Source organism: Streptomyces sp. Isolate_45 (assembly GCF_024721315.2).
GTDB lineage: Bacteria > Actinomycetota > Actinomycetes > Streptomycetales > Streptomycetaceae > Streptomyces.
Window position 1 is genome coordinate 1 of the sequence record NZ_JANFAK020000026.1, and the last position, 23,292, is coordinate 23,292.

The window sequence follows — 23,292 nt, forward strand, 5'->3', positions numbered from 1 at the left end:
TGGACTACATGAACTCCCGCTACGGCAGCCCCGTCGGCGCCTGGAACTTCTGGCAGACCCACCACTGGTACTGAGCCACCGCTAACACCCCCGCACGCTCAGACGCACACACACGACAACGCCCGGCCGGGACACCCCGCCGGGCGTTGTCGTGTCGAGCCAGAAAACCTGCTCCACACACCGCTGGGATGTCCCCGCCGAAAGGCCCGCTGGGCGGCGAGTCTCTCGTCCCGCGAGCACACCCGCGACCGAACCGCTCACCGCGACCGACCACCCCCAGCCTCACCTGCTTCTTCACTCCGACACGTGAGGCAGGCCTTGGCACGATCGGCATTCGCAGCGACCTCCCGGAACGAGCGACGCCCCTCACATCTTGACGGCCTCTGCGATCTGCAGGGCGACCTCGGCCGGCGTGAGGTGCGTGGTGTCGACGACCTCGGCCTCGGCGTGCAACCACGTGCGGGCCGCCTCGGCGTAGGGCTCCAGGTATTGAAGACGGAAGGGGGAGTCGGGGCCAAGAACGGTGTCGCCCGCGATGCGCGCGCGGAGGGTGTCCTGGTCGGCATGGAGGACGAAGTGCTGAACCGGAATGGCATGCTCGGCAAGGCCCGAGCTGATTTCGCGCCAGTACTCCTCGACCAGGACGGTCATGGGCATGACCAGGGTGCCACCGGTGTGGTCGAGGACGCGGCGGGCGGTCTCGACCACGAGCGGCCGCCACGGCGGCCAGTGTTGAAAGTTGTTCGTCCTGGGCAGTCCTGGCTGGATGTCCATGAGCGTCTCACCGACCTTTTCGGCGTCGAGCACCCGTGAATTCGGTATCAGCTGCTGCACGAATGCGCTCGTCGTCGTCTTGCCCGCGCCGTGGGTGCCGTTGAGCCATACGATCATGGGACCCAATGCTAGCGCCGAGCTGCCCAGGGGTACGGGGTGGAGCGGAAAGCGGGTACGGCGGACGCTCCGGTCCGCCCTGAGCGGTGGCCTGTCGGCGGGCCCGGCGTCCTCGTTGCTCCAGGTGCCCCACCGCCGTTGGGCGTCTTCCCACTGCGCGGCAACGGCGGGGGGAACGAACCCGGCATGAACTCATATCCGGCCAAAGAATTCCCCGGAAGGCCGACTCGTGGCGGATAGTTGATCTTCGCTTGCGGCGGGCCGAATGGTCGTGCGAAATTTCGTGGCGGCAATATCCACACACGCGCGCCAAGTGGCGGTGGGCTCGGGGCGCCGCGCTCATGGCGGCACGGCCCTTTTTTCCGCCGCCCGACCGACCGGGCCAACTCCACTTCAAAACAACGGAAAGTTCATCGAAAGCCAGGAGAAACCCGACCGGATCGATAGGACCCGGGCCACCACAGGTCACCTTCGTGTGTGCAAGGAGTAGTTGTGCCCTCTGTGCCCTCCGTGCCCTCATCCACTTCCACCGCCCCGGCCCTGTTCGCCCGTGGGCTGCGCTACCGGGTGGCCGGTCGGACCATCCTCGACGACGTCTCGCTGGACGTTGCTCCCGGTACGAGTGTGGCCGTCACCGGCCCCAGCGGGTGCGGCAAGTCCACCCTGTTGAACTGCCTCGCGGGCATCACCCTCCCCATCGACGGCAAGGTCGTCATAGCGGGCCACGACGTCACCGCGGCCTCGGCCTCCGGGCGTGCCGCTCTGCGGTTGGCCCATGTCGGGATGGTCTACCAGTTCGGTGAGTTGCTTCCCGAACTCACGGCGTTGGAGAACGTGGCGCTGCCCGCTCTCATGTCCCCCACACCACCCGGGGATGTGTATGCGCGTGCCGAGGCGCTGCTCGGCGAGCTCGGCCTCTCCGGTCTCCGGGGTTCGCCCACCGGCACCCTGTCCGGTGGTGAGCGGCAGCGGCTGGCCGTGGCCAGAGCGCTCATCGGCTCTCCGAGCTTGGTCCTGGCCGACGAACCCACCGGGTCCTTGGACGGCAAGGCCTCCGCCGCGGTCGCCGAGCTCCTCTTCGCCCTGCCGACGCAGCGGCCGTGCGCGCTGGTGGTCGTCACCCACGCCCCTTCGGTGGCCGAGCGCGCGGACGTGGTGCTGACCTTGGCCGGCGGGAAGCTCGAAGGTGTTCGGTGAGTTCCGGTATCGGTTCCGGTACGCGTCTACTGTGGGCCCTGGGTTTCCGCATGGCCCGTACCCGCGGCGGATCGACGCATCGAGCGGCGCTCACCATGGCCGCGCTGCTCGCGCTGACCACGGTGTGGGCCGTGGTGGCCGCCCACACCGTCCACGAGCGGCGCGACGCGCGCATGACCGCGCGCAGCCCGGTCCCCGTGGCATCCGCCGCCGCCCGGGCCCGCTGGTGGGAGCGGCCCGACGAGGTGGGTGAGCGGGCCGTCTCCGTGATCCACGTCAGGCCCCTGGCCTTCGGCACCGCACCTCCGCCCGGTCTCACGCGCTGGCCCCGACCCGGGGAGGCATACCTGTCTCCCGCCCTCGCCGAGGTGGCCCCCGACCGGTACGGGCAGCTCGCGGGCAGGATCTCGCCCGCAGGTCTCGCGGACGGCGTCGAGCTGGTGGCATACGTCAACCCGTCCGTGGACGGCTTCTTCGACGAGGTCGACGAACCCACCTCATTCATCGGCGCGTTCGGCGCCCGCCAACACCGTTCGTCCTTCGTCGCCTCCCACCAGTTCGACCGGGGGATCGCCGATCTCGACCTGATCGTGGCACTGGTCGCGGGCGTGCCCGTGATGGCACTCGTGCTGGTGGCGGCCCGCAGTCGCTCGGAGCTACGTGAACGGCGGCTGCTGCTCCTCGATGCTCTCGGCGTTCCGGCCCGGGGCAGGGCCGTGGTGGTGGCGGCGGAAGCGGCCCGGCCGCTCGGCTACGGGATCCTGGCAGCCTGCGCACTGGTGGCGACCGTGTCGGTGACCTCCTTGACTCTGCCGTTCACCGGCTACCGCGTGTGGGCCGACGACCTTCGGGCGGCACTCGGGTGGCTTCCCGTGTGCGCGCTGGGCACGTTCCTCGTACTGCTCGCGCTGAGTGTGGCCGGTGGTCAAGTACGCCGTCGGCAGGCAGGATCGGCGCCGGCCCGCTCGGCCCCGGCCACCGGCGGCCGGTGGTCGGGTGTGGTGTTCGTCGGCGCTGTCGCGGTGGCCGCGTGGGGGTCGGAGTACCGGGGGACGGCGGGAAAGATCGCCTTCGCGGTCGGAGCCATGGCCGCGCTGGTCGCCCTTCCCTACGCGACCGCCCGCCTGGCCCGCGTCATCGGTGCCCGACTGGCCCGTAGTGGCGGCCGACGCGGGGACGCGGCGATGATCGTTGCCGGCCGATGGCTCGCAGCCCGGCCGCAGGCCTTGGCCCGGCTCAGTGCCGCGCTCGTCGTCAGCCTCGGGATCGTGGTCCTCGGGCAGGTGATCACCACTCAGTTCGCAGGGCCCGCCGAGGCGGCCCGGTCCCGCTTCCAGGCCGGGGGCGGCATGCTGGTACACGTCAGGTCCCGCAACGTCCCCGTCACCGCCCAGGGGTTCGTCGCGGCCGTCGGCGTCGAACGGGTGATGCGCTACTCCCCCGAGCCCGGCCGGGAGGGGTTACGGCTCACCGGTACCTGTGGCGCTCTGGCCGCGTTCGGAACCATGACCCGGTGTCCCGTCGAGCCGGTGAGTCCGGAGAGTGTGTTCGCCGGCCTGTCACCACTGGGGCGGGAGGTGTTCGCCACGCCGGAGACGCTGCCCGGACCGACGGTCACGGTGTGCGCGTGTGCCGCCCCCGCCGGAGGGGACAGGACGCTCTTCGGGTTCCTGGTGGTCAACCGTGACGGAGCGTCCGGGGTGGAGGCGATCGAGCAGGCCGGCCACCGGCACCTGATCGGGCCGATGACCACACGGCCGGGACAATCCTGGTACCTGGGATCGGCAGCCCAGGCGGCCCAGGTGCGGTGGCTGCTGGACTTCGCGCTCCTCGGAATCGCCGCGCTGGCCGCCGCGGGCGCCCTCGGCGCCGCGGGAGTCTTCATCGAACAGTCTCAGGCCCTCGGCCCGTTGGCCGTCTACCGGACCGGGCAGGGCTTCTACCGACGGATCGCCCTGTACAACCTCGCCCTGCCCCTGGCCACCGTCGGAGCGGTCGGCACGGGCGTGGCAGCCCTGCTGGGCTCCTTGATGATCAACCTGGGCAAAGGGGGCTGGATGTCCACCGCCCTGCTCGGTACGGGGGCGGCCGTGGTCGCCGTGTGCGGTGTGGTCGTGGCGTGGTCGTGCGGACGCACCGCCTCCGCCCACGCCTCGTCATGGGCCCCACGAGCCGACTGACCGTCCGGAAGCAGTCTCGCGGTGATGGCGAGGCGTCACCTCGGAGTGGGCCATGGCCTTCCGAGGGAATTACCCGCGAGGGGCGGCGTGTGGCCGGCGAGTGGCCCGGAGTTGTCTCGGACCGGACCACTCACCGCCTGCTACTCCTCGTTAGGCCGCTTGGCCCGCCGGGTGGAAGTTGACGCGTTCACTGATGATCGGGAAGCCGGCCTTGGCGAAGTTCGCGGCCATGGGAAAGTTGCCGCGGTCCGTGGCTCCGCCGATGGACTCCGCGCCCTGCTCGGCGAGGAAGTGGGTGCACTCCGCGAGGAGGTCGTAGGCGTAGCCGCGACCGCGCTGTTCCGGGACGACGCCGATGAAGCCGATGGTCGGGCCGGAGGGGTTGTGGGCGGGGATGTGGATGCCGGCCAGGTCTCCCTCCGGGGTGTGGGCGATCTGCCACCACTCCCGTGGGGAGGGGCACCAGTGGAAGAAGTCGATTTCTTCCTGGGCGGCCCGGTCGAGGCCGTCCTCCTCGATGGCCTTGAGCGCGTGGGCGTCCAGGGTGGCGGAGTGGATGCGGCGCAATGCGTCGAAGAAAACGGTGTCGTCGGGCTCGGCGCTGAAGCGCAGGCGGCCGGGACGTTCGGGCAGACCTCGCTCCGGGGTCCATCGGTACAGGAAGCGCTCCACCAGGAGTTCGTACCCCGCGGCTCGTGCGGCGGCGAAGCGCGCCTCGGCGCCGGCGCGCAGCTCGGTCTCTTCCCGCCAGCCGCCGGGCAGGTTGATTTCGAGTTCGACCTGCCGGGGAGCGGAGCGCAGGAGTTCGGCCCCGGCCTCCTCCTCGCCCTCGGCCACGTCGAACCAGTTGATGTTGACGGGCTCCGAGTCGTCGGGGCCGCCCCACCACGCGCCGCGTGCGACGACCTCGCCGTCGCGCAGGGCGACGCGCTTCCAGTCGGGGCGGAACCGGGTACGCCGATGGGTTTCACGGGCGCCCAGGGGGTCGGGGAGTGCGTCGAAGAGATGGGCGTCGCTCGCGGAGAGCGCGCGGATGACCAGATCGGTCATGGATTCCTCCGGGATACAGGCTGCTTGGAGCGCTCCCGGTCAGGACTGGCCAACCACGCCGGGACAGCGGAAAAGGGAGCGCTGGAAAGTTGTGAACTGCACGGCACTCGCCTCCTTCCGTCCGTCTCAGGGCGTGAAGCCACACCGTACGTGATCTTCCGCGGGTCCGTCCACGGATTTCCGCGCCCCTCGGAGCCGGTGTGCTGGAGCAGTTGGCGGATGGTGATCCGACTGCCGTCGTTGCCTGTGCCTTCCAGCGCTCCCGGCAGCCAGTGGTCGATCGCGTCGTCCAGGGACAGGCTGCCCTCGGCCTCCAGTTTCAGGATCACGGTGGCAACCAGCGTCTTGGACGTGCCGGCCATGCGGAAGTAGCCGTCGGAAGAGACCGGGCGGCCGGTGCGCAGGTCGGCGGTGCCGCTGATGGCGCCCGTCCGCCGGCCGTCGGGCTCGATCACGCGGGCCCGCACACCGCTGACACCGAGGGCGTGGATCGCCTCGGTGTCCCGGCGTGACTGTTGCGCGGAGGAGGGGCCGACGGGCTGGGCGAAGGCGGCGGTCACCTGGGCGGCGAGCAGCGCGGCGACACCGAGTGTCACGGCGAGGTGCCTTCGTGGAGTCGAGGTCATGTGCCGGGCGCCGGGTGAGGGCTCTCGCATCCGGCGCCGACGAGCGGTCCTGCCGACCGAGGGGGCGCTCCCTTGTCGAAGGAGCTTCGGCCTTGATCGTTCCCTCGGCCGGGTGGAGCGTCAGACGAGGGCGGTGACCAGCAGGGTGAACGCGGCGATGATGACGGCGACGCGAATGTAGTGGTAGCGGTGCCACCGGCCGAGCTGCTCCTTCCAGTCGGCGGGCCGGTTCTCGGGGGTCCAGGTCTTGTTCCGGTTGTTGATCGGGACGAGGAGCAGGATCGACATGACCACGCTGAGGATGAGCAGTCCGGCGGCGGTGACGACGAGTCCGACGCCGTCGTGGTGCCATCCGGCGACGGCCCATATCGCGCTGAGGACGAGCGAGCCGATGTACCAGAACGGCATCAGGGCGCCGAGCATCCGGCCGCCGTGGGCGTGGCCGAGCTGGCCGCTGTCCTCGGGAAGCGCGTCCAGGATCCGGTTCATGATGAAGAGGACGGAGAACTCCACCCCCACCATCAGGCCGACGACGACGGTGGTGACGACCTGGAGTGTGTTGAGCATGACGATCCCTCCGAGCTAGCGTTGCTAGGTGATGAGGCAACGCTAGTACTTCTACCGCTCGCTTGTCTAGCGGTGCTAGGATCGAATCATGTCGGTAAAGGAACGCAAGGACCGCGAACGGGCGGAGCGCGAGCGCCTCATCGTGGTGACAGCCCGCGAACTCGCCGAGCAGCAGGGCTGGGACGCAGTCACCACCCGCCGGCTCGCGGAGCGCATCGAATACAGCCAGCCCGTCCTCTACAGCCACTTCCGCGGCAAGCGCGAGATCATCGGCGCCGTCGCCCTGGAAGGCGCCACCGAACTGGCCGCGGTGGTGCGTGACGCGGCCTCCGGAGCGCACGGCCCGCGTGAGCGGGTCGCCGCGCTCGCCCGCGCCTACCTGGACTTCGCCGAGCACAACCCGGCGGTCTACGACGCCTTGTTCCAGCTCGACGGCGGCCTGGCGTACGCACGGGAGGACACTCCCGAGCCGCTGAAGGACGCCTTCGCCGCCCTGTTCGAGTGCCTCGCCGAGGTCGCCGACGAAGGCGTCGATCCGGGCATGTTCACCGAGGTGTTCTGGGCGGCCCTGCACGGCCTGGCGACCCTGACCCGAGCGGGCCGCCTGCTGCCCGAGGACGCCGAGCCGAGAGTGGAGCTGCTGGTGGACCGGCTCGCCGGGGCCTGACACACCGTCCCGGCCGGCACGCGGGCGGGACCTTCGGGCCCCGCCGCCCCGCCGCCCCGCCGCCCCGCCGCCCCGCCTGACCATCGCCGCGTCCCGGTCGGCCGTGGGGCAAGGGACCGCGGTTACTCGGCGTAGGGCTGGTCGGTTCCGGGGGCGCTGTAGCCGAGGCTCCAGACATAGCCGTCCGGGTCGGCGAAGGTGCCGCCGTACCCGCCCCACGGCAGAGCACCGGCGGGCTTGAGGATCGTGGCACCGGCCGTCCGGGCCTCCGCCATGATCTCGTCGACCCGTGCCTCACTGCGGACGACGTAGGTCAGGACCAGCCCGCTGAAGCCGCTGCCCTCCGGGGCCGTGCCCACCTGCTCGGCCAGACCGTCGCGACCGTAGAAGCCGACCGGCGAGGCGCCGTCGGAGTCGAAGAACACCGAGATGCCGTAGTCGTTCTGGATCTTCCAGCCGAGCCCCTCGGTGTAGAACCGTTTGGCCCGGTCCATGTCCCGGACACCGAGGAGGATGGAGCTGACGTGCGCCTTCATGTCCTACTCCTTGCGTTGTGGATGTATGCATGACGAACGGACGTACGGGCCGGGGTCGGCCCGGCTGCAACACCGGCGCGCGTTCGCCGGTCGATCGGTGGGACAGGGCCGCGAGTCAGGACGCCGTGGGGGCGAGCGACGCGGCGGCCTCCCAGGCGAACCCGTCCGGGTCGGTGAAGTCGGCGCCGGTGCCGCCAAGGACGATGCGGTGCGAGCCCGTGCCGTCGACGGGGACGCCGAGGTCCTTGGCGAGCGCGCGGCGCTTGTACAGCGCCAGCGTGACGGGGCCGGACTGACCGGGGCCGCACTGACCGGGGCCGCACTGACCGGGGGCGAACTGGGCGTACTTGCCGCCGAGGCTCTTGGCCACGGTCAGGCCCCGGTCGACGTAGAACTGCTTGGTGGCCTTCACATCCTCGACGCCGATCAGCAGGACGACCTCGTCGATCTCGCGGGTGGCGGGGCCGGTGTCCTTCTTCGCCGAGGTCGCGATCTTCCAGATCGTCCCGTCCGGAGCCCGTACGACGCCGCTGTAGCCCCACAGCGACTTCGCGGCGGGCTTCAGCACCGTGGCGCCGGCGTCCACGGCGGCGCCGAAGAAGCCGTCGACGGTAGCGGGCCCGGACACCGTGAGCGCCAGGGTGAAGCCGCGGAATCCGGTGGAGTGCGCCTTGGAGGCCCTCAGGTGGATGTGCGTGTCCACGCCGAAGGCGCTGTAGAAGCGTCGGGCGGCGTCGGGGTCGGCCACCTCAAGGGTGACCGACGCGAGGGACGTGTGGGCTGCGGTGGAAGCGGTGGTTGCCATGACCATCACGCTAGGGGTCGGGCGGTGGCCGGGGCTTCTCGATTCCTGACCGGTCTTGAGACTTGCTTCGCCACGCACGCCGGCATGCCCTCCACCTTGATCGCCGACCCCGCGTCGCGGGCGGCACCCACAGTGCCGGCATGGGAGTCCGCCTCGTCCGCCTCGTTCGCCTCGTTCGCCGCGTCCGCCTCGTTCGCCGCCTGGCGCCGGAAGGCCCCGGGCGGCATGCCGACCAGCTCGGTGAAGCGGGTGGTGAACGTTCCCAGCGACGCGCAGCCGACCGCGAAGCAGACCTCGGTGACGCTGAGGTCGCCCCGCCGCAGCAGAGCCGTCGCCCGCTCGATGCGACGCGTCATCAGGTACGAGTACGGCGCCTCACCGTAGGCGGCCCGGAACTGCCGGCTCAGGTGCCCGGCGGACATGTTCACATCACGGGCGAGCGCCTCCACGTTCAGCGGCTGCTCGTATTCCCTGTCGATCCGGTCGCGGACGCGGCGCAGCCGCGCGAGATCGGCCAGGCGCTGCGCCTGGACTCGGGCACGCCGCCATTCGGGCTTGCACATGAGGTTCCTCCCCCTTCGTCGTTCGTCCGTCACTTCCATCGACGCCTTCGAGCGTCCGGGGTACCCGCCGAGGCGGGTACCCCGGACGCTCGGTGGTGTGGACCGGCCCGCCGGCCTCACGGGTGGTCGCGGTCCTCACGGGCTGTCGCGTTCCTCACGGCTGGTCGCGATGTCGGCCCGAACGGCCACATCGACAACCGCACGGATCAGCGCAGTTCCTGAATGCGGATCAGGTTGCCCGCCGGGTCGCGGAACGCGCAGTCGCGGACGCCGTACGGCTGCTCGGTCGGCTCCTGGACGACCTCGGTATCACCGGCCTGCACCTTCTCGAAGGTGGCGTTGAGGTCCGGGGTGGCCAGCAGGATCCAGCCGTAGGTGCCCTTGGCCATCATCTCGGTGATCGTCCGGCGCTCGTCCTCGGTGATGCCGGGATCGGCGGCAGGCGGCGTCAGCAGGATCGACGTGCCCGGCTGACCGACCGGGCCGACCGTGATCCAGCGCATCCTGCCCTGTCCGACGTCGCCGCGGACCTCGAAGCCGAGGACGTCTCGGTAGAAGGCGAGCGACGCGTCCGGGTCGTCGTGCGGAAGGGAAGTCGTGTGAATGGTGATGTCCATGGTGAGCAGGCTAGAGGCGGCTCCGTGCACCGCGCTTCTCGATTCCTGATCGATCCGGACACGGAGGGCTGCCGCGCCGCCTGACCTGACTGTCGGTGGCCGGTGCGACGATCCCCGGACGACCACGCGAGGAGAGACATGGGCACCTGGGACATCGGCCCCTTCGACAACGACACCGCCGCCGACTTCGGGGGTGACCTGGACGAGGCAACATCGCAAGAACGCGAATCCATGATCCGCGGCGTGCTCGAACGCGCCGCCGACGCCGCTGACGACCTGGACACCTCTGACGGTGAGCGAGCAGTGGCCGCGGCTGCCCTGGTCGTCGCACAGCACCCTGACGGCACGCCCGCGTGTTCGATCTACGGTCCATCGGAACCGATGCCGGAGTTTCCCGCAGACCTCCGACGGCTCGCTGTCGACGCCTTGGACCAGGTGGTCTCCGAGCTGTCCGAACTCGCCGAGCTGTGGGGCGAAGCCGCGGACGGCCCGAAATGGCGCCAGGACGTCACCCGCCTCCGCGACGTCCTCGACCCGCCGACCCCGCAACAAGGAGAAGCCCTCTTCGAGATCTGATCGGTGACCCACAGTCACGGACCACAGAAGCCGAGTCAGAACCTTCTCGGGTTCTGGCACAACTTCCGTGAAGTCGTGCGCCGTACATGCCATCCCCACCAGACCTCGAACTGGTTGGCGAGTGACATCCCACGCCTGGCAGGATCGGTCGCATGGATTGCATCTTCTGCGGGCTCATCCGTGATGACACGGCGAGCTGGGTGGCTCGTGGTCCGGTGGCCTGTGCCTTCACTCCACTGAACCCGCTGGCGCCGGGTCACACTCTGGTGGTTCCGACGCTCCATTACGCGGACCTGTTCGAGACCCCGCCCGCAGTCCTCGCCGCGACGACGGCACTGGTCCACCGCGTGGCCGAGGCCACGCGGACCGCCTTGAACGCCTCAGGCGTGAACATCCTCAGCGCCAGCGGCCCGGGATCGGAGCAGTCGGTGCCCCACCTGCACTTCCACGTCGTTCCGCGGTGGGTGGACGACGGAATCTCGACCTGGCCGGCCGGACGCTCCGCACATCACATCACTGGCGATCCGGGAGCGCGGCTCGCCGACGCCCTGGCTTCCGGCCGGAACCAGAGAAGTTGAGCCGGAGCCGGTTCTCGTGAACAGAGCCACGCGGGGGACGGCTCTTCCTCGCGTCCCGGCTTCCGACCTTCCTACGGTGGACGCGGCTGAGCCCCGGCCCGGGGGGAGGGGGTCGGGGCTCAGCCGGCATGGGGGGCGTTCGCCCGTCAGGTCAGTGGCGGAAGGCGTCCTTGACGTCTTCCTTGGCGTGCCGCGCCTTGCCCTTGGCCTGGTCGGCCCGGCCCTCGGCGGTCATGCGCTCGTTGCCGACGGCCCTGCCGACGGTCTCCTCGACCTTGCCCTTGGCCGTCTCGGCGTGCGCCTTGCTCTTCTCCGTACCCGACATGGGGACCTCCTCGTGTAGTACCGGCTTGGTCGTGACGCTCTCCTGCTCCCGATCGCCGCCGGCAAACCCCACCGTCCGAAATGGATTCGGTCCGGCCGACGGGTCCGCTACGTCTGCTACGTCACGGACCGGTCTTTTTCGCGGATCGGGCCCGCCGACCGGTCCGGACGCGGCATCGTCGGAATCCGGCGGTCCCGGCAGGGGGCAGGGGTGCGAGGCGGCGGAGGGGTGTTGTGGGCAGGCGGGAGACATGGACGACCACCGACACCGCGACGGGCCCACCCCGCCGCCCCGTCACGCGGGGATCCGACCCGCCGCGCGAACGTCAAATCACGTCACCCGGAGTGGCGTTCGCCGACATGTGGCACTTGGAGGTGGGCATCATGGCCCCGCGACTCGCCCGGGGCCGGCCAGCCGCACGACCGGGCCCGTCCCCTCCTGAAGTTCCCCGCCTCCGGCTTCCGTCAGTACTTCCGGCAGACTCCGAGACCCGTATCCCGAGAGGCACTGCCCCACACCGATCACGGAGGCTGCGCCTTCATCGAGCTCGGCTTCAGCCGGCCTTCGTCCAAGCCTGTCCGGCTCGGTGACGACGTCCGGCTCGGTGACGACGAACGCGTCATTGCCGTGCCCGTCCTGGCCTCACTCGTGTAGAGGGTAGGAACAGAACGAGCGACCGGCTCACGGGACGCGGGAGGCGCCGACTCGATCGAGCCTACGCCGATCAATCCGCTTCGATAATGTCCCCGACGGCGCAAGCGAATCCCTTCACGAGTGCGTGTGGCCGTCGACCGGTTTCGCCCGCGGCGCTCACACCGCCGTCGCGCGGAAAAATTACAGCCCCAGCTGCTTCGATTCCCTCGCGAACGATTCTTACGTGATCGCCCGCCTTGAAATCACCACTGATGGGATCGAGGTAAATCGCACTATCCCCCTCGGTGAAAACAAATGCGTCAGTAACCTCTGCACGGTTCCGGCGTCGGCCCTCCATCAGCACCACCCCCGCCCCTTCCGCGCTCACAACTCCGCCTTCCGCTGCCCGATTTCCTCCCCGGCGAGGGCGGCGTACGGAACGACGGAACGGATGGTACTCCATAAGGTCGGCCGCCCCTGGATCCGGCCGCAGGGCCATGGTTGACAAAGTAAGTCAAGACTTACCTTCAGGGAAATTTGACCGTACGGTGTGGCTCGAATCGAAGGAGCCCCGTTTTGTCGAACGTGAATGATCCCGCCATCCGTGCGGTTGAATCGGAGCGGGATTATGTGTCCTCGCTGTACGAGTTGCTCACCGAGCGGCTTTCCGAGGCGCGAGCACACCGAGCGAGTGTGCTGAAGTCCCCGGCGGAAAGCGCCGGTGAGGCATACGAGAGAGAAATCGCCGCCGAGCGCTCGGCCAAGGAGATCAGCCGGTTGGAGGGCGCCGAGAAGGGGTTGGTCTTCGGACGCCTCGACTGGACGGACGGCACGGCCCTGCGCATCGGGCGGATCGGACTGCACACGGAGGAGGACGATCTGCCTCTGCTCGTGGACTGGCGCGCGAACGCGGCGCGGCCCTTCTACGAGGCGACACCGGTCCACCCGATGGACCTGCGGCGGCGGCGCCACCTGCGTCTCAAGGAGCGCACGGTCATCTCGGTGAGCGACGAACTGCTGGACGGAACCGCCCCGACCGACGAGGACGTCGTGGGGGACGGCCCGTTGACCGAGGCTCTGTCGGCACGGCGGACGGGCAGGATGCACGCGGCCGTCGCGACGCTGCAGGCCGAGCAGGACGAGATCGTCCGCTCCGCCCACCGCGGGGTGACCGTGGTGCAGGGCGGGCCCGGCACCGGCAAGACGGTCGTCGCCCTGCACCGGGCGGCCTACGTCCTGTACGCGTTTCCGCGCGCCGCCGAGGAGGGTGTCCTGGTGGTGGGCCCGAACGCCCGGTTCCTCGACTACATTTCCCAGGTCCTTCCCTCGCTCGGAGAGAACGACGTCGTTCTGACGACCTGCCGGGAGTTGGCCGGCGTGTCCACGGACATGGTGGACCCGTTCGATACGGCGCGTCTCAAGGGCAGCTACGACCTCGCCGACGCCTTGGCCGGCCTGCTGCGCGGCTGCCAAGCCCCGGCCGGTGACTTCACCGTGCGGATCGGACGGGAACTGGTTCACCTGTCCGGCGAGGAGGTCGCCACGGCGCGCGACGCCGCCGTGGCGGCCGCACCGGGACACAACCCCGCGCGCCAGGTGTTCCGGGAGCTCTTGATCGACGCCGTCACCGACGCGATGCGACGCGACATGGGCGACCTCCTGGAACGGATCGACGCCGATGCCGCCATGATGACGGGCATGGACCTCGACCGGTTCACGGGAGCCGCCCGGCACCGTGCCGAAGGTGCGGCCGACTCGGGCCCGGTGCACGAGCTGGACCTGGACGCCGTCCGAGCCGACCTCCTCGACGACCCCGACGTCGACCGAGCGGTCGAGGCGCTGTGGCCGCGGCTGGTACCCGGCGACCTCGTGGCCGCGCTCCTGACGAACGCCGGCGCTCTCGCCGAGTTCCTGCCCCGCCTGACCGTCCAGGAGCGGTCCCTTCTGCTGCGCGGTCCGGACGCCCCGTGGACCGACGCCGACGTACCGTTGCTGGACGAGGCGGCGAGCCTGGTCGACGGTCCCCCCGAGCGGACGTACGGGCACGTCGTCGTCGACGAGGCACAGGAACTGACCGCCATGCAGTGGCGGATGATCGTCCGCCGCTGCCCGGCCAGGGCGATGACCCTGGTGGGTGACTTCGCCCAGGCAGGCCCGGTCGCGACAGCGCGCGACTGGAAGGAGGCACTGGGCCCCCACGTCGGACCGCGGTTCGAACTGCACGACCTGACCGTCAGCTACCGCACCACGCAGGAGATCCTGGAGAGCGTCCAGGACCTGCTCACGCGGATCGCCCCGGACCAGAAGCCCACGCGGTCGCTGCGAAGCGGTGAGAGCCCTCGCACCGTTAGCACTCCTCCGGACGGGTTGGTCACCGCCGTCGTTCAGGAACTACGCGCCCGGAGCACCGCGCACCCGGGCGAGCTCCTGGGCGTGATCTGCGCGGACACCAGGGTGAGCGAGCTGACGGACCGGGGCATCGATCACCACGCACGCATCGTGCCGGCGTCCGAAGCGCGCGGCCTGGAATTCGACGGGGTCGTCGTCATGAACCCCGAGGAGATCATCACGGCCCGCCCCGGTGGGGAAAGGGACTTGTATGTAGCCCTGACCCGCGCCACCAAGCGCCTCAGCACCATCACCGTCCGGCCAGCCTGACGAATCGGCGCCCACGTCGTCGCCGCGGGCGCACCCGGCGCGGTGACCTGCACCGGTCGTACGCGTCGGGTTCGATGCCGAGTCCCGTGCGTGCTGTACTCCGCCGAACCGCTGGCAGAGGGTCGCAGTCGTAGCCTGCGAGCCATGACACCGGGGACGGGGACGGTGCCCGACTTCTGGGCGCGCAAACTGCCGGCATACGCGGGTGTGGATCCGGACGACCTGCGGTTGCACGAGTACGAGCACGTGGAGCGTGGGGTGGCGGTGGCCCTGAGCGGGTTCGACTCCGAGCCCTCCGAGCTGGTCCAGGGCGCGGTCGCCATCGCCTCGGGCGTGTGGTTGGTCCGGGAGCGTCCCAGGGGTGCGTTCTCGGCCTTTACCCGCAGCCGCCTCATCCGGTGCCGGATGGCGAAGTGCCGCAGAAGCCGGTGGTGTTCGGGTTCCTGAACGGTGGCGTGCCGTTCGGTCGGACAGCGTTGGTGGAGCAGAAGCTGTCCGTTTCCGTCGACCGGATGTGGGGCGACGCGGCCCCTCCTTGTCCTGGACCGAACCCAGGTCGGTTGCGGTTCCGACGGGATTTGAACCCGCGGACGGATGGGGGCAGGTCCGCCCCGTATCCGTCAGCCGCCGTGGGAGGGACCTCGCCCACGTCGATCGCAATGGGCCGCTCTGCCACAGCACCGCAACCTACGGGACCACGCGCGGTCCCGCTCCGACTCAGGGTAGGGACAAGGTCCTCCGCGGACGAACGCGATATCCGCGCAGTGGCCACCTCGGGCGCGACCACACGGATGATGGGCCCGAGCCACCCCGAGTTCCGCACCCGTGGGCCGTTGAGAACCGCGCGACGACCGGGCACCAACGGGCGAGCCGGTGCAGTGGCCGCCCCGCAAACCACCCTTGAGGGCCGTCCGTCAGCCGATCGCCGGGGCGAGGTAGCGCCGCAAGGCCCGCTTCAGCTCGCGGACGACGGCTTCGCGCTCCGGGCCATCGTCGGCCGCGACCACGAGCGGGATCATCGACTGGAAGATCTGGATGGCCACCCTTGCCATCAATACCCTTTCCGTGGAAAGGAGTTCGGGTGCGCGCGCGACGATCAGCGCTTCCACCCGGGCCAGCAGGGCGGACTGGATCGGGCGGGCGGCGTCCGTCAGTCCGGCCGGCATGTCGGGGCGGGCGAACAGCGCCTTGAAGCCGGGGTTGGTCACGTTGAACGCGATGATCGGGTCGACCATCCGGTCGATCACCGCGTCGAGGGCCGCGGCGGTGTGGTGAGTCGTGTCGAACGCCTCCTGGTGGGCGGCGCGGAGTTGGGTGACGAACCGATCGGCGAGGGCCTGGGCGATCGCGGCCTTGTTGGCGAAGAACTGGTAGAGCGAACCCGGGGAGATCCCGGCCTCGGCGGCGATGGCGATCGTGGTGGCCTTCTCATAGCCGGACCGGGCGAAGACGACCGCCGAGGCATCGAGGATGTCGGACATCCGCCGTTCGCCGCGCGCCTGGCGCCGCTTCGGCGCGGCCGCCGCCCCGTCCACAGGAACCATCACCTGAACACCCCTCACATCTCGCCCAGTGGGCGTCACTTGAAAACACGAATGAACATTCGTAATCTGCGCCGACAGCTCAACACGAATGAACATTCGTAAATACTACCGACGGGGGACCCATGCTCGGCAGGTTCATCGCGGCGCGGGCACGGTTGATCGTCGCCCTCGGCATCGCCGTCGCGCTGTTCGCGGGCGTCATCGGCGCCGGCACGATCAACGCGCTCTCGCTCAACCGCTTCGAAGCCCCTGGCTCCGAGTCGATGCGAGTACGCGACACTCTGGCCCGGGAGTACCGGACCGGCAGCCCCAACCTGGCACTTCTGGTGACCGCCCGTCAGGGTCGCGTCGACAGCCCGGCCGTGGCCGAGGCCGGCGAGGCGCTCACCCGGGAACTCGCCACGTACTCCGGGGTGGGCGCGGCCTGGTCGTACTGGAACCGGGGCGAACCGGAGACCCTCCGCAGCCGGGACGGCCGGCAGGCTCTGATCCTGGCCTGGGCACCGGGGGACGCCAACCAGGTCAGGCGTGACCTGCTGCCCACCCTGACCCCTGCGTTCACCCGTACTTCCGACGCCGTCACGGTGCGGGTCGGCGGCAGCGACGAGGTGTTCCGGCAGACCATGACGCAGGCGCGACAGGACTTCCTGCGGGCCGAACTCCTGGTCCTTCCGCTGGTCCTGCTGTTGCTCTGGTGGGTCTACCGGCGGATCTCCCCCGCCCTGGTGACGGTCGGGATCGGACTCTTCGCGGTGCTCGGCTCGCTGGCGATACTGCGTGGTGTGGTGGCATTCACCGACGTGTCGACCTTTGCCGCCAACATCGCACTGGTGATGGGGATCGGACTTGGCGTCGACTACGGCCTGTTCGTGGTCTTCCGCTTCCGCGAGGAGCTGCGCGGCGGTCACGCCGTACCCGACGCGGTCGCCCGGACGGTGCGCGGTGCGGGCCGGACGGTGCTGTTCAGCGGCGGAACGGTGGCTGCCTCGCTCTCGGTGCTGCTGGTCTTCCCGTTCCCGTTCCTGAGGTCCTTCGCCTACGCGGGCGTCGCAGTGGTCCTGGCCGCCGTGGTGGGCGCCACCGTGCTGCTTCCCGCCGCGCTGAAGCTGCTCGGCCACCGAGTGGAGCGACGCGGGCCGGTGCCCGAGGTCACCGACGGCTTCTGGTACTCCGCCGCCCACCGGGTGATGCGCCGACCGTTCGCCTTCGGCGGAGCCGCGTTGGCGATCCTGCTGCTACTCGGCGCACCGTTCCTGGGCGTGCGGTTCGGACTGCCGGACGACCGGGTACTACCCACCTCCGCACCGGCCCGACAGCTCTACGACCAGGTCCGCGCCGGCTTCCCGGTGGAGGAGGCCGACGCCGTCCAACTGGTCACCTCCGGGGCCTCGCCCGAGTCGGTCGCCCCGTACGCCGCCGCACTCTCCCGGCTCCCCGGGGTGGCCCGGGTCGACTCGTCGGCAGGCTCCTACCAGGGCGGCGCCCGGAGCGCCGACCACGTCGACGGCCTCGACCGCACCGACCAGGTCGACGACCTCGACCGCCCCGGGCAACGGTTGGTCGTCCTGCCCACCTCGGCGCGGCTGGCCGAGGACGCCACCGGCCTGGTCCGGGAGGTGCGGGCGGTACCCGCGCCGTTCATGGTCGAAGCAGGCGGCTATCCGGCCGAACTCACCGACTACCGCGACGGCGTGACCTCCAAGCTGCCGCTGGTGGGCGCGCTGATCGTGGCAGTGACCTTCGTGCTGCTCTTCCTGATGACCGGCAGTCTGATCGCCCCGCTCAAGGCGACCCTGCTCAACGTACTCAGCCTGTCGGTGATGTTCGGCGCCCTGGTGCTGGTCTTCCAACAGGGCCACTTCTCCGGCCTGCTCGGCTTCACCCCCACCGGGTCGATCGAGCCGAGCGTCCCGATCCTGATGTTCTGCATCGCCTACGGGCTGTCAATGGACTACGAGGTCTTCCTGCTCGCCCGAATCAAGGAGGAGTACGATCGCACCGGCGACGCCCTGGCCTCCGTCCCCCTGGGCATCGCCCGCAGCGCACCGTTGGTGACGGCGGCCGCGGCGATCCTGGCCGTTTCCTTCGCCACCTACGCGACCGGCCAGGTGGTCTTCCTCAAGCAGCTCGGCATCGGCATGGCCCTGGCGATCCTGGTGGACGCGACGCTGATCAGGGGCGTGCTACTGCCCGTACTGATGCGGCTGGCCGGCCCGGCCAACTGGTGGGCCCCGAGGCCGCTACGGCGGCTGCACCGCCTGATCGGCCTGACCGACTGATCGTTCCGGAGGATGGGGCCGGCGGAGGGCTGGGGCTGGGGCGAGGGACGGACGTAGGACGCCGGGCCTTCCCGGCCCCGTAGGGCCCGCTTCGCCGGATCGGGCGGAGGTAGGGCGCTCAGAGCGCCGCCTCGACGATGGCGACGACCCGTCCGATCTCGGCGTTCGGCGTCACGCCCGGTCCCGGGAGGAAGGAGTACGTGACGACCCTGCTCCCGTCGGCGGTGGCGAAGGCCCCGCTCGTGTACTGCGCCATGCTGCCGGTCTTTCCCCAGACCTCGGTGCCGTCGCTCAGCGTGTAGTACGCCGGCCCGCCCAGGCTGAACGGCAGCTTCTGCCGCGGCGGGAGCGCCACCTCGGCGAAGAGCTGCGCCTGCTGGGCCGCACACCTGCCGCCTGCGGGCTTCCGAGCCCGCCCCGGTCGAGCCGTGGGCCCCTTGGAACCCCGCTGCCCAACACACTTACCTGGCAGCCCGAGCCCCCGACATTCCTGCGGGCTGGATCTACGAATACGTCGGCGTCAGCACAACCACGGAAGACTGACGCCGCCGAGGCTCCACCACCCCGCAGAGACTTACCCAAACCCGTAGGGCACTCCCCGTCCTGCCGCAGGGGCCCGGCTGGGTATGGAGTCGATACGCCCTGGACATCATGTGGGATCGCCAGGCAACTTGGTCCCTCGGGGAACCGGAAACCGTTGAACACGAGGGCCCACCGGCGAGACCGTGCTGTTGGGTGCACAGACTGGCTCTCAGAGGTCCTGCGGATATCCGATTTCGGAGATGACTTGGGCCAGGTCCGCCAGGGTGACCTCCGAGTTCAACGACGACACGAGTTCCTGGCTCAGCGGCCTCAAGGCATACAGGTCACTCACCGCCGCCAGATCCACGGAGACCTCGTAATAGTCCTCGGCAGTCTCCTCCCGCCACAAGCAGACCGTTACGGCGGGTACGCCGTCCTCGTCGGTGAACGCAGGCTCCTCGACGAACGACTTGAAGACTTCGAGAACGTCGTCGATCACTCCCGGCCAGGGCTTGCCATCATTGCCACATGGGCTCATCACCGATTCGTGGCCCAATCCACGGACACAGGCCCCAGCCCCAGCCGCCGAGAACACGATGAAGTACTCGTCCCCTGACCCGTCGCGCATCGAGGCCATCTCCTCGCCCGCAGCCCACGTGGCGTTGAAGGAGTGTTACCGGCTTTCCCAGTCGGGGCTCAGAACCGCGTCGAGCATGGCAAGCGAGCGGCACAGGCCCCGCAGCTCAGCGATGGTGGGAAGGTGCCGGGCTACGTCATGGACAGTCACGGGCTCATCCAACCGGGTTCCTCTGACAACCACCCCCTGCCAGATGTCACCGGCAGCAGCAGTTCCAGGGCGGGCGGGACGATCCAACACGCGACAGTGGCACACGTGACTCCACCAGTCCGAACGCCGGTTGCAGCCACGAACCCCTGGCGAAAGGAGGAGACTGTTCACCACATTCCACGCGCCAACGAGCGGAGCAACGCACATGGGCACCGCGCCGGACTACACCCACAACATCAACCCTGAGCACGCGTTGAAATACGCCATCCAGAACATCCGGGGCGACCGGGCCCAGATCATCGAGGGAGTCATCGAACCTGTGACACCGACCTGGGACCACGAGGCAGCAGCAGAGGCCATCAGGGACCAGATCAAACCCAGAGTCCGCGAACTGGGATGCGTCACCGGGTCCGGCAACCTCGACCTGCCCGGATCTCCCAATTGGTACGTTCCCGACATCGCTGTCGTACCGGCCGACCAGGCAAAGGGAGCCGGCGCGCTCCTCCCCGACCAGACCCTGCTGATCGTGGAGGTCACCTCGGAGTCCAATGGCGATACCGACCGCGTCGTCAAGCGGAAGCGCTACGCCGAGTACGGAGCCCCGCTCTATCTCCTCGTCGACAGGGTCGAACGCAGCATCACCTTGTTCTCGGAACCGGGACACCTCGGCTACACCCGCGCAGAAGGCCCCCATCCGTTTGGCAGCCCGATCGCACTCCCAGCCCCTTTCGACTTGAGCCTCGACACCACAGACCTCTAGAAGCGCCTTGCCTCCCGGGCAGCTCCGTCGCGTCGTCCGATGCCCATCAGGGTGTCGAAGGGAACGTGGTCTTCGCTCCACGAGGTCGGCCGGCCGGTGGGAAACGCATCGTGATCAGCAGCCACGATGCCGCCGTTCTGGAATCCACAGGAGGTCAAGCAGGGCCGAGGGCAGCGTCACACCGAGCGCACGCTCGGCTCTCGCACCATCTCGTCCGTCAGGTGTTGCTGGACGCCCTGGTCACCGTCACCCCAGAAGGTCGCCACGACCTCATCGAATCGCGCCATGACACGCAGCCTACGGCTCAGCCGTACCGGCGTCTTCGGCGGTAAAACCGTGGAGCCACCTGACGTCGGCGATGTCCACCAACTCACCGCGCTGCTGCCGCGCGGCCTGGGTTTCCGTTGAGTCTGATGCCGCCGCACGACTTCCAGACGACGTCGCGTGTCGCGCCCGGCTGCTCGTCCTCCTGAAGTGGCCTGCTTTCGGGACCCCTTGGGGTCGAGTTTCCCGGCTCCTGACGGGGTGCTAACGCCGTTAGCACCCCGTCAGGGTGCTAACGGCGTTAGCACTGGAGTAGCAACTGCCGCAGAAAGTTAGCAAAACGCTTCTATTGGATCACCGACATTGACCGTCACGGCAGTATGCTGCCGTGCATGTCATCTCCGAACTCGGGAGCTGAGCGGGAGAAGCTCGCCTCCAAGCTGCCCGCCCACCTCCAGCAGGCACTCAAGGTCCGTGCGGCACAGCTCCAGACCGATATGCAGGACGCGGTCGCCTCCGGCATCCAGGCCTGGCGGGCCTGCCGCGACGAGCTCCCCGCGGTCAACACCGCCGGCGCCGACTCCTTCGGCACCTACCTTCCCGAGGGCCTCTACGAGGACTTCAAGACCGATTGCCGTGAACGAGGCGTCTCCTACATTCAGGGCCTCGCCCAGTCCGTCGTTCTGTGGCTGGCCGACAACCCGGCCGAAGCACAGAAGACCACTCGACGGATCATCGTCTGCAACCAGAAGGGCGGCGTCGGCAAGACGGCCGTTTCCGCCGGCCTCGCCCAGGCCCTCGCCGAGGACCCTGCCGCCGTAGGTGCCGCAGCCTCCGCCGCGACCGGGGGCCTGCGCGTCCTCCTCGTCGACTACGACCCCCAAGGCCACCTCACCCACCAGCTGGGCCTCACCGCCATCCCCGCCGGCGAGGAAAGCCTCATCACGCACATGCTGCACCGCGAGCAGGCCAAGCAGTCACTGCTCGACCTCACCGTCGCCATAGACGGTGACCGCTTCGCCGGCCGCCTGCGGATCCTGCCCGCCGCCTTCGATGCGTTCCTCCTCGACTCGGGCCTCACCGTTTTCCGAGGCCCGCGCGAAGCCGCACTTGAGCGGGCCCTGGCCCCTCTTGAGGAGCACTTCGACGTCATCGTCGTCGACTCACCCCCCAGCCTCGGACTCGCCATGGACGCCGCCCTCAACTACGGCCGCCAGCGCGACGGAGAGAAGCCCGGTGCCTCCGGCCTCGTCATCCCCGTGGAAGCCGAGGACACCTCCGCCCAGGCGTACGGCATGCTCATCCAGCAGATCGACTCCCTCTCCCGGGACTTCGACATCGAGATCGAGCAGCTCGGCCTGGTCGTCAACAAGTTCGACAGCCGCCGCGGCTACATCGCGACCTCCTCCCTGGACAAGTGGAAGTCCCTCGGCACTCCCCCGGTCCTCGCCGTCGTCCCCGATGTCAAGGAACAGCGCGAAGCCGTACGCAAGCAGCGGCCGCTCCTCGACTACGCCCCCGACTGCGAACAGTCCCACCGGATGAGGCAGATCGCCCGCGGGGTGAAGACCGTATGAGCAAGGCGGACATGCTCGGGGACTCCCCCACCTTCAACGCGGTCGCCCAGCCCATGAGCAGCCGCGCGGCGTCCTTCGCAAGGTTCGCCGGCCAGGATGCTCCCCCCGCCGATCAGGCTCCCGCCGCCACGGCCGGGACGCTCCGTGTTCCGCTGGAAGCCCTCGCGCACAACCCCTACAACCCTCGCGAGGAACTGAAGTCGGTCGAGGACCTGGCTGACAGCCTGACCTCCCGAGGCGTCATCCAGCCCCTCGCGGCCGTCACCCGGCAAGCGTTCCTCGCCGCGCACCCCGGCCACGAAGCACAGATCGGCCAGGCCGCCTACGTCGTCGTCGACGGCAACCGGCGCCTGGCCGCCGCGAACCTGGCAGGCCTCGACGACCTCCCCGTCCACGTCGACGACACCCTCGCACAGGACGCCGACACTCTCCTGGAGACGGCCCTCATCGCCGCCGTCCAGCATGAGAACCTCGACCCTCTGGATGAAGCGAAGGCCCTCCAGCGCCTCGTGGACGTTCACGGATCCCAGCGAGCCGTTGCGCGCGCTTTGGGGAAGTCGAGCCCGTGGGTCACCCAGCGCATCGCCCTGCTCAAGCTCACGCCAGAGCTTCAGTCGGCCGTGGAGGACCGGACCCTTCCGGTGGAGATCGCGCGTAACGTCGGTCAACTTCCCGAGCAGCAGCAGAAGAGCGCCGCGGAGGAAGCCCTGGCCAAGCGTGCCGCTACCAAACGACGCAAGCAAAGCAGCGAGGGCGCCAACACCGTTACCACCGCCGAAGCCTCTCAGGGTGCTAACGCCGTTAGCACCCCGCCGTCGCCTGCGGCGGTCGCCCCAGTGGCCGCGGCCGAAGCCGACGCTCCGGCGAGCGACGACGGAGCCAAGCACAGTGTGTTCTCGACGCCGGAGGCCGTCCCCTTCCTCGTCGACCTTCGCTCGGTTCCCCGCCTTCCGTGGGATGACGGAATCAAGGTCGCCGAAATGATCCTGGAGAGGATGGACGCCGCGCAGCGCAAGCTGCTCCTGGAGCGGCTCCTCGCCGCACACGGTGAGGAGTAGCCACACGGCTCGCACGTGACTGAGCCCGTCCG

General features: G+C 69.4%; 24 protein-coding genes and 1 pseudogene. 12 read left to right on the top strand and 13 right to left on the bottom strand.

Annotated elements, in window-relative coordinates; genetic code table 11:
- Window positions 1-366 precede the first annotated feature (366 nt).
- Window positions 367-891 (bottom strand): AAA family ATPase, encoded by a 525-nt coding sequence (locus NOD94_RS11355; RefSeq protein ID WP_281205705.1) that lies wholly within the window; start codon window positions 889-891, stop codon window positions 367-369.
- Window positions 892-1,383: 492 nt separating this feature from the next.
- Here NOD94_RS11355 and NOD94_RS11360 point away from each other — a divergent pair, with 492 nt between their 5' ends.
- Both NOD94_RS11360 and NOD94_RS11365 read left to right on the top strand, forming a co-directional pair.
- A complete protein-coding gene (locus tag NOD94_RS11360) occupies window positions 1,384-2,088 on the top strand; it encodes an ABC transporter ATP-binding protein (RefSeq protein ID WP_348652328.1) in 705 nt (234 codons plus the stop codon).
- Between the two features lie 50 nt (window positions 2,089-2,138).
- Entirely contained in the window at window positions 2,139-4,268 is a 2,130-nt protein-coding gene (locus NOD94_RS11365) for a hypothetical protein (protein ID WP_281205706.1), read from the top strand.
- Between the two features lie 150 nt (window positions 4,269-4,418).
- Here the strand turns inward: NOD94_RS11365 and NOD94_RS11370 are convergent, their stop codons facing one another.
- The 3 genes from NOD94_RS11370 to NOD94_RS11380 form a co-directional block, all read right to left on the bottom strand.
- Window positions 4,419-5,318: a GNAT family N-acetyltransferase gene (locus NOD94_RS11370; protein ID WP_281205707.1), complete on the bottom strand. Its 900-nt coding sequence runs from the start codon at window positions 5,316-5,318 to the stop codon at window positions 4,419-4,421.
- Window positions 5,315-5,914, bottom strand: a complete 600-nt coding sequence (locus tag NOD94_RS11375) for a serine hydrolase domain-containing protein (RefSeq protein ID WP_281205708.1) — start codon at window positions 5,912-5,914, stop codon at window positions 5,315-5,317. The genes NOD94_RS11370 and NOD94_RS11375 overlap by 4 nt, the downstream gene beginning before the upstream one ends.
- A 150-nt stretch (window positions 5,915-6,064) precedes the next feature.
- Complete coding sequence (locus tag NOD94_RS11380; RefSeq protein WP_281205709.1) at window positions 6,065-6,511, bottom strand: DUF1772 domain-containing protein; 447 nt, start codon at window positions 6,509-6,511, stop codon at window positions 6,065-6,067.
- Between the two features lie 88 nt (window positions 6,512-6,599).
- Between NOD94_RS11380 and NOD94_RS11385 the strand changes: the two genes are divergently transcribed.
- On the top strand, window positions 6,600-7,178 hold the full coding sequence (locus NOD94_RS11385; protein WP_281205710.1) for a TetR/AcrR family transcriptional regulator: 579 nt from the start codon (window positions 6,600-6,602) through the stop codon (window positions 7,176-7,178).
- Window positions 7,179-7,300: 122 nt separating this feature from the next.
- On the opposite strand, the gene NOD94_RS11390 is transcribed toward NOD94_RS11385, so the two are convergent.
- The 4 genes from NOD94_RS11390 to NOD94_RS11405 all read right to left on the bottom strand — a co-directional run bounded on the left by NOD94_RS11390 (window position 7,301) and on the right by NOD94_RS11405 (window position 9,699).
- Complete coding sequence (locus NOD94_RS11390; RefSeq protein ID WP_281205711.1) at window positions 7,301-7,714, bottom strand: VOC family protein; 414 nt, start codon at window positions 7,712-7,714, stop codon at window positions 7,301-7,303.
- Window positions 7,715-7,829: 115 nt separating this feature from the next.
- Window positions 7,830-8,519 (bottom strand): glyoxalase, encoded by a 690-nt coding sequence (locus NOD94_RS11395; RefSeq protein ID WP_281205712.1) that lies wholly within the window; start codon window positions 8,517-8,519, stop codon window positions 7,830-7,832.
- Between the two features lie 5 nt (window positions 8,520-8,524).
- Window positions 8,525-9,082 (bottom strand): AraC family transcriptional regulator, encoded by a 558-nt coding sequence (locus NOD94_RS11400; protein ID WP_281205713.1) that lies wholly within the window; start codon window positions 9,080-9,082, stop codon window positions 8,525-8,527.
- A 206-nt stretch (window positions 9,083-9,288) separates the two neighbouring features.
- Complete coding sequence (locus NOD94_RS11405; RefSeq protein WP_281205714.1) at window positions 9,289-9,699, bottom strand: VOC family protein; 411 nt, start codon at window positions 9,697-9,699, stop codon at window positions 9,289-9,291.
- 138 nt (window positions 9,700-9,837) lie between these two features.
- On the opposite strand from NOD94_RS11405, the gene NOD94_RS11410 reads away from it, so the two are divergent.
- Together NOD94_RS11410 and NOD94_RS11415 are read left to right on the top strand one after the other, a co-directional pair.
- Window positions 9,838-10,275, top strand: a complete 438-nt coding sequence (locus tag NOD94_RS11410) for a DUF4259 domain-containing protein (protein WP_281205715.1) — start codon at window positions 9,838-9,840, stop codon at window positions 10,273-10,275.
- 152 nt (window positions 10,276-10,427) lie between these two features.
- Window positions 10,428-10,853 (top strand): HIT domain-containing protein, encoded by a 426-nt coding sequence (locus NOD94_RS11415; RefSeq protein ID WP_281205716.1) that lies wholly within the window; start codon window positions 10,428-10,430, stop codon window positions 10,851-10,853.
- Window positions 10,854-11,004: 151 nt separating this feature from the next.
- On the opposite strand, the gene NOD94_RS11420 is transcribed toward NOD94_RS11415, so the two are convergent.
- On the bottom strand, window positions 11,005-11,178 hold the full coding sequence (locus NOD94_RS11420) for a CsbD family protein (RefSeq protein ID WP_281205717.1): 174 nt from the start codon (window positions 11,176-11,178) through the stop codon (window positions 11,005-11,007).
- A 724-nt stretch (window positions 11,179-11,902) separates the two neighbouring features.
- Entirely contained in the window at window positions 11,903-12,178 is a 276-nt protein-coding gene (locus NOD94_RS11425; protein WP_281205718.1) for a hypothetical protein, read from the bottom strand.
- A 263-nt stretch (window positions 12,179-12,441) separates the two neighbouring features.
- Here NOD94_RS11425 and NOD94_RS11430 point away from each other — a divergent pair, with 263 nt between their 5' ends.
- Window positions 12,442-14,469, top strand: a complete 2,028-nt coding sequence (locus NOD94_RS11430) for an AAA family ATPase (RefSeq protein ID WP_281205765.1) — start codon at window positions 12,442-12,444, stop codon at window positions 14,467-14,469.
- A gap of 144 nt (window positions 14,470-14,613) precedes the next feature.
- Window positions 14,614-14,916 carry a hypothetical protein gene (locus NOD94_RS11435; RefSeq protein WP_281205719.1) on the top strand — a complete coding sequence of 101 codons (303 nt, stop codon included), beginning with the start codon at window positions 14,614-14,616 and terminating at the stop codon, window positions 14,914-14,916.
- 467 nt (window positions 14,917-15,383) lie between these two features.
- Here the strand turns inward: NOD94_RS11435 and NOD94_RS11440 are convergent, their stop codons facing one another.
- The gene (locus NOD94_RS11440; RefSeq protein ID WP_281205766.1) at window positions 15,384-16,013 is read right to left on the bottom strand and encodes a TetR family transcriptional regulator; all 630 of its coding nucleotides are present in this window, start codon (window positions 16,011-16,013) and stop codon (window positions 15,384-15,386) included.
- Between the two features lie 122 nt (window positions 16,014-16,135).
- On the opposite strand from NOD94_RS11440, the gene NOD94_RS11445 reads away from it, so the two are divergent.
- Window positions 16,136-18,292: an MMPL family transporter gene (locus tag NOD94_RS11445; RefSeq protein ID WP_281205720.1), complete on the top strand. Its 2,157-nt coding sequence runs from the start codon at window positions 16,136-16,138 to the stop codon at window positions 18,290-18,292.
- A 118-nt stretch (window positions 18,293-18,410) separates the two neighbouring features.
- Here the strand turns inward: NOD94_RS11445 and NOD94_RS11450 are convergent, their stop codons facing one another.
- Together NOD94_RS11450 and NOD94_RS11455 are read right to left on the bottom strand one after the other, a co-directional pair.
- Window positions 18,411-18,647, bottom strand: coding sequence for a hypothetical protein (locus NOD94_RS11450; RefSeq protein WP_281205721.1), 237 nt, complete (start codon window positions 18,645-18,647; stop codon window positions 18,411-18,413).
- A 396-nt stretch (window positions 18,648-19,043) separates the two neighbouring features.
- Window positions 19,044-19,601 (bottom strand): annotated as a pseudogene (locus NOD94_RS11455) (hypothetical protein).
- Between the two features lie 205 nt (window positions 19,602-19,806).
- On the opposite strand from NOD94_RS11455, the gene NOD94_RS11460 reads away from it, so the two are divergent.
- From NOD94_RS11460 to NOD94_RS11475, 4 genes are all read left to right on the top strand, one after another.
- Entirely contained in the window at window positions 19,807-20,361 is a 555-nt protein-coding gene (locus tag NOD94_RS11460) for a Uma2 family endonuclease (RefSeq protein WP_281205722.1), read from the top strand.
- A gap of 285 nt (window positions 20,362-20,646) precedes the next feature.
- Window positions 20,647-20,769 carry a hypothetical protein gene (locus NOD94_RS11465; RefSeq protein WP_281205723.1) on the top strand — a complete coding sequence of 41 codons (123 nt, stop codon included), beginning with the start codon at window positions 20,647-20,649 and terminating at the stop codon, window positions 20,767-20,769.
- Window positions 20,770-21,017: 248 nt separating this feature from the next.
- Window positions 21,018-22,202: a ParA family protein gene (locus NOD94_RS11470; RefSeq protein WP_281205724.1), complete on the top strand. Its 1,185-nt coding sequence runs from the start codon at window positions 21,018-21,020 to the stop codon at window positions 22,200-22,202.
- A complete protein-coding gene (locus tag NOD94_RS11475) occupies window positions 22,199-23,260 on the top strand; it encodes a ParB/RepB/Spo0J family partition protein (RefSeq protein WP_281205725.1) in 1,062 nt (353 codons plus the stop codon). Before NOD94_RS11470 ends, NOD94_RS11475 begins: the two co-directional genes overlap by 4 nt.
- Window positions 23,261-23,292 lie beyond the last annotated feature (32 nt).

What these genes read in the sequence shown, in the direction of transcription:
- NOD94_RS11420 (WP_281205717.1), bottom strand. Translation starts at nt 11,178, where the DNA reads ATGTCGGGTACGGAGAAGAGCAAGGCGCACGCCGAGACGGCCAAGGGC.
- NOD94_RS11465 (WP_281205723.1), top strand. Translation starts at nt 20,647, where the DNA reads ATGACACGCAGCCTACGGCTCAGCCGTACCGGCGTCTTCGGCGGTAAA.
- NOD94_RS11435 (WP_281205719.1), top strand. Translation starts at nt 14,614, where the DNA reads ATGACACCGGGGACGGGGACGGTGCCCGACTTCTGGGCGCGCAAACTG.
- NOD94_RS11370 (WP_281205707.1), bottom strand. Translation starts at nt 5,318, where the DNA reads ATGACCGATCTGGTCATCCGCGCGCTCTCCGCGAGCGACGCCCATCTC.
- NOD94_RS11400 (WP_281205713.1), bottom strand. Translation starts at nt 9,082, where the DNA reads ATGTGCAAGCCCGAATGGCGGCGTGCCCGAGTCCAGGCGCAGCGCCTG.
- NOD94_RS11440 (WP_281205766.1), bottom strand. Translation starts at nt 16,013, where the DNA reads ATGGTTCCTGTGGACGGGGCGGCGGCCGCGCCGAAGCGGCGCCAGGCG.
- NOD94_RS11365 (WP_281205706.1), top strand. Translation starts at nt 2,139, where the DNA reads ATGGCCCGTACCCGCGGCGGATCGACGCATCGAGCGGCGCTCACCATG.
- NOD94_RS11470 (WP_281205724.1), top strand. Translation starts at nt 21,018, where the DNA reads ATGTCATCTCCGAACTCGGGAGCTGAGCGGGAGAAGCTCGCCTCCAAG.
- NOD94_RS11385 (WP_281205710.1), top strand. Translation starts at nt 6,600, where the DNA reads ATGTCGGTAAAGGAACGCAAGGACCGCGAACGGGCGGAGCGCGAGCGC.
- NOD94_RS11460 (WP_281205722.1), top strand. Translation starts at nt 19,807, where the DNA reads ATGGGCACCGCGCCGGACTACACCCACAACATCAACCCTGAGCACGCG.
- NOD94_RS11395 (WP_281205712.1), bottom strand. Translation starts at nt 8,519, where the DNA reads ATGGCAACCACCGCTTCCACCGCAGCCCACACGTCCCTCGCGTCGGTC.
- NOD94_RS11390 (WP_281205711.1), bottom strand. Translation starts at nt 7,714, where the DNA reads ATGAAGGCGCACGTCAGCTCCATCCTCCTCGGTGTCCGGGACATGGAC.
- NOD94_RS11405 (WP_281205714.1), bottom strand. Translation starts at nt 9,699, where the DNA reads ATGGACATCACCATTCACACGACTTCCCTTCCGCACGACGACCCGGAC.
- NOD94_RS11475 (WP_281205725.1), top strand. Translation starts at nt 22,199, where the DNA reads ATGAGCAAGGCGGACATGCTCGGGGACTCCCCCACCTTCAACGCGGTC.
- NOD94_RS11380 (WP_281205709.1), bottom strand. Translation starts at nt 6,511, where the DNA reads ATGCTCAACACACTCCAGGTCGTCACCACCGTCGTCGTCGGCCTGATG.
- NOD94_RS11445 (WP_281205720.1), top strand. Translation starts at nt 16,136, where the DNA reads ATGCTCGGCAGGTTCATCGCGGCGCGGGCACGGTTGATCGTCGCCCTC.
- NOD94_RS11415 (WP_281205716.1), top strand. Translation starts at nt 10,428, where the DNA reads ATGGATTGCATCTTCTGCGGGCTCATCCGTGATGACACGGCGAGCTGG.
- NOD94_RS11355 (WP_281205705.1), bottom strand. Translation starts at nt 891, where the DNA reads ATGATCGTATGGCTCAACGGCACCCACGGCGCGGGCAAGACGACGACG.
- NOD94_RS11410 (WP_281205715.1), top strand. Translation starts at nt 9,838, where the DNA reads ATGGGCACCTGGGACATCGGCCCCTTCGACAACGACACCGCCGCCGAC.